We start from the raw sequence: 8778 nt of genomic DNA on the forward strand, positions 1-8778 counted from the left end.
TTAACAGGACACCTCTACTTTAACACAAAGAAAAAGTAGTGAGTACTCTCTCCCGTCAGAGATTTCCTCACTACTAATCTTAGTATGTTTTTGTCTTATCGGGTTACTTGATAACAGATTTACTTCATAAAGAGTATACTAGAAATAAAAGTCTGGCTATTGGGCAGTTTTATGTGAGACGTTTTAAACGGCTTTTACCACTTTTATTAACAGTTTTACTTGTTTCTAGTCTATATATGGCTGTTTTTCAGGCTAATATGCTAAATCAAATGAGGATGACAGTTCTAACAGGTCTCCTTTCAGTCTACAACTGGTGGCAGATTAGTAAGGGTGGCACTTATTTTGCTAGTTTAATGGCAGAGGCACCTTTTAAGCACCTATATAGTTTAGCTATTGAAGCTCAATTTTACCTAATATGGCCTCTTTTCTTATTGCTTGCCTTTCGCTTTGTGAAGCGTAGAAGCCGATTGATTTTTGCCTTGTTAGGTCTGGCTTTGCTATCGGCTTTGGCTATGGGGCTTCTTTACCGTGTTGGGCAAGACCCTACTCGTGTTTATTATGGTACAGATACGCGTTTATTTAGTATTTTGTTAGGTGGGACAGCAGCACTCGCTTTTCCAAGCCGAGATAGGCGTTTAACAAATCTATTGATGAGAAAACCTTATATTAGTGAAGGTATCTATGGATTCGCTTTGTTGGTGTTGGGAATTTGCCTGTGGTTATTGCCAGATCAGTCGCCTATGATCTATCGAGGAGGCATGCTACTATTTAGTCTTTTAAGTGCTGTTATTGTGGTGATGGCGACTGAAAATAAGTTTGTCTGCTCACGTGTCCTGTCACATCCTGTTTTGACTTATTTAGGTGAACGCTCCTACGGTCTCTATCTTTGGCAAATGCCTCTCTTTACCTTATTTGCATTGAAGGTCAAGAATCCTCACCATGTTTTGTCCGTTTTGGGAGAATTGCTGTGTCTATCTGTGATTACTGAGATTTTTTACCGCTTAGTAGAAAAACCGATGCGCACTTTAAGTTGGCAAAAGGTAAGAACGTCTCTGAGAGCGTTCTTTGCAAGTCCCGCTACAGTTGGAAATGCTTTTAAAATCTCTATTTTCTATGTTATTGTTCTTCTGGTGCTTTTATCAGTTCATACGATTATCCAGTCACCTGATTTGACGCAGGCACAAGATAAGATTGCAGCGCAATTGCTGCAAAATGAAGCAAAGGATAAGATGGGTTCTGCTAATCGGAGTCTGCAAGATCTAAGTACTTTGGCAAAAAAATTTAATGTCAAGGAAAGTCTTTTTGAGAATCAGCCGTCTCTAATTTTTGTTGGGGACTCGATGATTGCGATGACTTATGATCGGTTACGCGAAGCCTTTCCAAATGCTTATATTGATGGTAAAAATGGAAGATCAGCTCAAGAAGATGGTATCAGCATGTTGACGACTGCTATTGAAGCCTTTCCAGAAGCAGACAAGATTGTCGTGTCACTCGGGATAAATACTGACGGACCTATCATGTTGAACCAAGAGAGTATTGGACAGATGATGTCTATCGTAGGTGAACGAGACGTATATTGGATGACACTTAATTTGACACAGTCTCAGTATACTTGGACAGAACAGGTCAATCAAGAACTGGTTTCTGCCAGCCAAGAGTACACTAATTTGCATCTGGTTGATTGGCACCAAGCTACCCTTGGGAAAGAAACAAAATTCTTAGCTGAAGATATGACTCACCCCAATAAGAAAGGGCAGTTGCTTTATACAAAGCTGCTTTTAGAGGCACTTGCCCAGTAAAAGCAACTGGCGAACTCTTAGATGATGGAAAAGCAGTTATGAGTAGAAGCTTTGTCCTAAGAGCTTGCTCTAGTGATTGGAAGTTATTACCCCTTGTCTTTCAAGTAATGGTGCCCTTTTTAATCATCTTTGAGGAGACGAAAGTAGCCTATCCAAGCTAGTCTGGTTTTAAGTTAGCTACTATTGATTAAGACCTGTTGGCGACATCGATAGGTATCAGTTTTAGAGGTTATATCAATAACCTCTTTTTATATAGTATTTGATTTTAAGGCTTGAAATTGCTACAATAATAGCAATGTTTTTCAAAGAGGTATAAGATGAAAATAGACATTAAAAACAAAATTTTGATGGATCAAGACAGTGAACATATCCGTGAAGTTCATGATTGTGATTGTGTTGACAAAGGGGATTACACCTATCTCATCTATCAAAATGATGAAAAGGAAAAGGTAGTTATCAAGTTCAATCAAGACGAATTTGTCATGACGCGTTTTTCTAACCCCAAGTCTCAGATGCGTTTTTTGCCATTTGAGCAAGCTCTAGTGGCGATTCCGACTCCTGTAGGAATTCAACATTTAGTAACGGATACAAGTCACTATTTGATTGACAAAGATAATCAGGTAGTCGAATTACATTATGCACTCAAGCAACCTGAGTCTCAACAGGTTTTTGCTCATTATCAATTGAAAGTGAAGTGGTCTTAACATGGAAGAAACAAAACACGGCGGTATGGCTAGTGTTATAGCAGCTCTTTTCGCCAATATCTTGGTCGCAATTTCAAAATTTGTCGGCTACGCCCTATCAGGTTCAACGGCAATGCTTAATGAGTCCATTCACAGTATCGTGGACTGCGGGAATCAAATCTTGCTCTTAGTAGGTGATAAGCAGGCTAAGCAGGCATCAACGAAACAACACCCCTTTGGACAGGCGCGTGCCAAGTATTTTTACTCAACCATTGTTGCCATGATGCTCTTCTTTGCTGGTGGAGCACTAGGTATCATGGAAGCCGTGGAAAAACTTTCTGAAGAAGGTCATGGTATTGAAAATGCCGGTGTCGTGATTGCTATTCTGATTTTTGGTTTGATTGTGGAAAGTTTTAGTCTGCGTGTTGCTTTCAAGGAAATTGCAGAGCTAAATCGTCAGAAACTTCCTCTTTTTAAATTCTTGAGAGAGAGCCGTCACAGTGAAATTTTGATTATCTTTGCTGAGGATACCTGCGCTGTGATTGGTCTTGTTCTAGCACTTCTAGGAACGGTTCTGTCATTGGTGACAGGCAATGCTTTCTACGATGCCCTCTCAGGTCTGTTGATTGGTATCATGCTTTGTTTGGCAGCACTTTTCCTTGCAAGAGAGTTTTACAGTCTTTTGATTGGTGAAAGTGTGACAGAAGAGGATTTGACCATTATTAGTTCAGCATTTGAGCGTGAAGAAGTCAAACACTTAATTGATATTAAAACAATCCATTTGAGTGCAACTGATATCTTAGTCACTGCTAAAATTGAAATCAATTCACCTTTTGTGGCTGATGGCTCTGCTATTATTAATGCTATTGAAAGAGATATTCGTTCAAAAATTCCAGGTTACACGATCTATATCTATATCGAAACGGATACCTTTATGGAGCATTATGAGCGTTAGTGCTTGAAAAATCGGCTCTTTTCTTGTATGATAGTAACTACATCAAGGGAGTAGCAGACGGTTTTCAACCGTGACATGGTCGTCAATACGAAATCAGGTGGTTTCCGGCCTTGTCTTAAACAGCGAGACTTGTTTTTAAGTAAACAGGTCTCTTTTTCTATGCAAAAAGGGGCCAAGGAAAGGAAAAAGGATGAAATCTTTTTATCAAAAAGAAACTGATGAAGTCATCAAGGAATTGGGCTCGTCAGTGGATGGTTTGACCTCTAGCGAGGTGTCTAAGCGTCAAGAGCAGTATGGTCTCAATGAACTGCCAGAGGGAGAGCGTGCCAGTGCTTTCCAAATTTTCTTGGAACAGTTCAAGGACTTGATTGTTATTATCTTGATTGTTGCGGCGCTTATTTCTGGTGTGACAGGAGACTTTGAGTCTTCTATTGTTATCATTGTGGTCTTGATTATCAACGCCATTTTGGGAACAACACAAACTCTCAATGCCCAACGTTCGGTGGACAGTTTGAAACAACTGTCTGTACCAAAGGTTAAGGTTGTGCGTGATGGTGTTAAGCAAGAAATCGACTCAACGCATGTGACTGTCGGTGATATTGTAGACTTTGAAGCGGGGGATATGATTGCGGCTGACGCACGTATCCTTGAAGCCAGCTCACTACAAGTCAATGAGTCTGCCCTCACTGGAGAAAGCCATGCCGTTGATAAATTTGTCGAGGTAGTAGCAGACGAAGTGGTGGTCGGTGACCAGACTAACATGGTCTTTACGAGCTCGCAAGTGACTTACGGTAAAGGGCGTGCAGTGGTAACTAGCATCGGTCAAGAAACGGAGATTGGTAAAATTTCAGCCCTTCTTCAAGGTGCGTCAAGCGGGAAATCTCCTCTCCAACGCTCTATCGATGAATTTTCGAAAAACCTTTCAATCGGTATTATCATTCTCTGTATCGTTGTCTTCGGTCTTAACTTCGCCGTTTCTCACAACTTCGCAAGTGCGGCTATGTTTGCTATTGCCCTTGCCGTGGCAGCCGTTCCAGAAGCTCTTGCTTCTATCATTACAATCGTTGAGTCTCTAGGGTCACAGAAATTGGCTCAGGAAAATGCCATCATGAAGGACATTAACTCTGTTGAAACCTTGGGATCTATCTCAATCATCGCTTCAGATAAGACAGGGACATTGACCCAGAACAAGATGACGGTCAATGATGTTTACCTCAACGAAACCCTCTTGAATCCAGATAAGATTGACCTTTCAGACCGTGCAGGACAGTTGCTCATGCACACTATGGTTCTTGCAAATGATTCCTTTATCAATGGTGACCAAAAAGTGGGTGACCCAACTGAGATTGCCCTTATCGAACTTGGTCGCAAGTATGGTATCATCGAGCAAGAGGCTCGTGCCAACTACACACGTCTTTCTGAATTGCCATTTGACTCTGTGCGTAAGTTTATGTCAACCCTTCAAGTGATTGAGGGTGAAAAACTCATGTTGACTAAGGGTGCGACAGATGAATTGCTTAAACAGACCAGCCATATCTTGATTAACGGTCAGGTGCGTGAGTTGACGCAAGACGATATCGTTACTATTCTCAAGCAAAATGAAGAATTCGCTGAAGAGGGTCTTCGTGTTCTTGGTTATGCCTACCGTAGCTTTGAGGGTGATGAGCTGTCGCTTGACGATGAAAAAGGATTGACCTTCATTGGTTTGACCTCAATGATTGACCCACCTCGTGAGGAATCTAAAGATGCCGTTCACAAGGCCATCAAGGCTGGTATCAAACCAATCATGATTACCGGTGACCATGTGGTGACGGCTCGCTCTATCGCTCGTAAGATTGGTATCTTCAGCGAGGGAGACATGGTTATTGACGGATTGACCCTTGAAGCTATGACAGATGAGGAGTTAGCACGTGATCTTGAGAAGATTTCAGTTTATGCGCGTGTGGCACCTGAACACAAGATCCGTATCGTCAATGCTTGGCAGGCAAAAGGCAAGATTGTCGGAATGTCTGGTGACGGTGTCAACGATGCCCCAGCTCTTAAACAAGCCGATATCGGTATTGCCATGGGTATCACAGGTTCAGAAGTATCAAAAGATGCCTCTGACATGATTTTGACCGATGATAACTTTGCGACTATCGTTAAGGCGGTCACTATCGGACGTAACCTCTTTGCCAACATCAAAAATGCCATCAAGTATCTCTTGACTGGTAACTCATCAGCTATTATCGTGGTTATCTTGACAACCCTTATGGCATTCTTTGATAGTAAGTTTGTTGTGCCATTCTTGGCAATCCAGTTGCTCTTTATCAACTTGGTGACAGACTCACTTCCAGCCATTGCCATTGGTACCGAAGCAGGAACAGATGCTGTTCTTGATGAGGCACCGCGTGATCCCAAAGAACCTATTTTGACAAAAGCAACTTTCACATCTGTTGTGATTGAAGCGATCCTTATCGCTATTGCCGTTATGGTGGGTTACCTTATCGGTATTGGACTTGATCAAGGTATGACAGGAACAGGAGAAGCTAGCTACTCAACAACCTACGCTTTCTTGATCCTATGTATTGGTCGTCTTTTCCACGGTTTCAGTTACCGTAGTGAATTGCCACTATCAAAAATTGGTGTCCTTTCAAATAAAAACACGGTCTATGCCTTCTTGATTGGTATTGCCCTCGTTGCCCTCATTGTCTTTGTGCCATTTATCAGCGATATGTTCGGTGTTATGCCACTTAATGCAGGTCAAATCATGACTATCCTTGGCTTGGCATTTGTCCCAACACTATTGGTACAAATCATCAAGATGATCCGTTACAGCGGTAAATAAAAGAAAATCAGCAGAAAACTCCTTCTGCTGATTTTTTTGACTAAACAAGACGTGCTATTCTAATGACGAAAAAACAAAAGCCCTGATTCATAGGAAGCAAGGCTTTTGGGGGATTTATGAAAAAAAGTTTTTTTAGGAGTGAGTATAGTATAGGGCCACTTACTGAAAGTTAGCTTAAATTGATTGGAAAACATACTATTCTTTCTTTGTTATTAAAATAGTAGAAAATTGCTTGAGATGGCATGGAAGTTATTCTGGAATTTAATTTTTCTGAATAAAACAATAGAATTCTAGCATTTAGATAGAAAAACAGTGGGAATTATACTATAATAAAACTATCTTTTTAATCGGAGGTTATATGTTAAAAAAAGTTAAAGGACATGGTTCAATTCGTAAGATAAAAGGTATAGGTGTGGCAGGGATACTTGCTCTTAGTCTATTTGCTTTATCAGTTGCTACGGCACAGGTTGTTTCAGCAGAGGAGAGTGATGGTTTGATACTATCGCAAACAGCAGAAGTAGTTACTTCCTCAGATGAATCACACAATAGCGTAGCGTCTGCCACAGCACAAGTGGTTGAAAAAGAAGCAGCAGTTACTGAATTACAAGAGCAACTAGATCAGGTCAATCAAGATCTTGAAACTAATCAGGCCTCTATCGAACAAGCAAAAACGACCATTCAAAATTTGGAGCAGAGTCAAGCAACAGCAAGTTCTCAAGTGGCTACTGCTACGACAGAAGTATCAGAAAGTGAGAAAACGCTAGCATTAGCGGAGGAGCAATTGTCAGAAGCTCAAAATCAATCTGATGCTCAGTCAGAGTCAATCAATCAAGCGCAGGAAGATGTCGCTATTGCCAGTCAGACAGCGAATGCAGCTAAAACGGCATTGGATGAAGCGCAAAGTGCGGTTGATCAAGCAAGTCAGACGGTAACCGAGGCAGAAGCTACAGCTGATAAAACAAAGGTTGCTCTTGATGCTGTGACGACAAATAAAGTGGTTAATCAGATTACCTTGTCGCAAGCCTATATGGATGCGCTTGAAAAAGTTCATGCCGAAGCTGGGACGTACAATATTGCAGATGAAAATGCTAAGGCTATTTTGATTGATGAGGGTAAAAAACTTCGTGAGCTTAACAAGTTTGTAGCCGACCCAAGCGATGACCAAACGACGACTTATGATTTCAAAAATCTGCCGACAGAAATCATTACTGAGCTGTCTTTATTTGCGAGTGATGTCATAAATTCTATGAATAAACAACTAAATACACCTCAAACAGTAGTTAGTAACGGTTCGGTAGAATTTGTAGATAAAGTAACTGATGGATATGATGCGGATAAACATAATCCTTGGAAATCACATCACGATGGTCAAGCTATTAATAGAGTCGCTGCAAGTTATGGTTTACCAATTTCAGCAGCTCTAACAGTTAAAACAGAAAATCAATCTTATGAAAACTGGGCTGGTGAAATTATTAAAAGAGCTGATAACGGTCGCTCTTATTCCAAAGCAATCCCGCAACAGTTAACTATATCTGATTTGAAAAAATCTGTATATAATGGTCTTTTGAACTTTATGTTCCCTGAATATAATCCTAACTATGGCTATGAATGGGCACATGCTACCGGTATTACTAATTCAGGTGCTTATAGAAAAGGGGCTGGAGATAAGTTTTATGTAGGTGTTGACACTGACATCTATGGAGATTTTGATACTGGTTTAGGACAACAGGGAGGACTGCATTTTATTGGTATTGATAGTAGTTTTTTGTCACGAGGTGAAAATACCTTTGATACTACTGAGATTAAACCAGTGTCTAAGCTAGATGCTTTACAAAAAGCCTATGTAGAAGCCCAGGATGCGCTGATAAGTGCCCAATCTAATCTGCAGTCTGCTCAACAATCATTGCAAACAAGTCAAGCTACTTATGATAAAGCTGAGCAAATGTTAACAGAAGCTAAGACTACTTTAAGCCATCTTCAAAATACTGTAGCGGATGCCTTATCATCTGCTCAGGATAAAGTGGCATCTGCAAAATCAGACTTAGATACTAAAAAAGAAACCTGGATGAGTTCCCAATCTAAATTATCTGAAGTTCAAAAGGATATTGAGCTAAGACAGGCTGAATTGATAAAGTTAGAAGCAGAACAAACGGTTATTTTAGAAAATCAAAAAGGAATTCAAGAAAATCTGACATTAGCACAAAAAGAACTTGATGCAGCAAAATTAGCAAAAATCAAGGCCGAACAAGAAGCGAAAGAAAATGCTGAAGCCAAGGCTGAACAGGAAGCGAAAGCCAAAGCCGAATCCGAGGCGAAAGCCAAGACTGAACAAGAGGCCAAAGAAAAAGCCGAATCCGAGGCGAAAGCCAAGGCGGAACAAGAGGCTAAAGAAAAAGCTGAATCCGAGGCAAAAGCGAAGGCTGAACAAGAAGCGAAAGCCAAAGCCGAATCCGAGGCAAAAGCCAAGGCCGAACAAGAGGCTAAAGAAAAAGCCGAATCCGAGGCAAAAGCCAA

General features: G+C 40.8%; 5 protein-coding genes. All 5 read left to right on the forward strand.

Annotated features, from left to right (window positions below; translation table 11 throughout):
• The first annotated feature begins 107 nt into the window (after positions 1-107).
• Positions 108-1799, forward strand: a complete 1692-nt coding sequence (locus JOC31_RS09380) for an acyltransferase family protein (RefSeq protein ID WP_239551776.1) — start codon at positions 108-110, stop codon at positions 1797-1799.
• A gap of 317 nt (positions 1800-2116) precedes the next feature.
• A complete protein-coding gene (locus JOC31_RS09385; protein ID WP_205017901.1) occupies positions 2117-2503 on the forward strand; it encodes a YwiB family protein in 387 nt (128 codons plus the stop codon).
• Between the two features lies 1 nt (position 2504).
• The gene (locus JOC31_RS09390; RefSeq protein WP_205017902.1) at positions 2505-3437 is read left to right on the forward strand and encodes a cation diffusion facilitator family transporter; all 933 of its coding nucleotides are present in this window, start codon (positions 2505-2507) and stop codon (positions 3435-3437) included.
• Between the two features lie 190 nt (positions 3438-3627).
• Positions 3628-6264, forward strand: a complete 2637-nt coding sequence (locus JOC31_RS09395; protein ID WP_205017903.1) for a cation-translocating P-type ATPase — start codon at positions 3628-3630, stop codon at positions 6262-6264.
• Between the two features lie 358 nt (positions 6265-6622).
• Positions 6623-8778, forward strand: a 2156-nt coding sequence (locus JOC31_RS09400; RefSeq protein WP_205017904.1) for an SEC10/PgrA surface exclusion domain-containing protein, incomplete at its 3' end; no start/stop codon positions are given.

The organism is Streptococcus saliviloxodontae (genome assembly GCF_016908655.1).
Taxonomy (GTDB): domain Bacteria; phylum Bacillota; class Bacilli; order Lactobacillales; family Streptococcaceae; genus Streptococcus; species Streptococcus saliviloxodontae.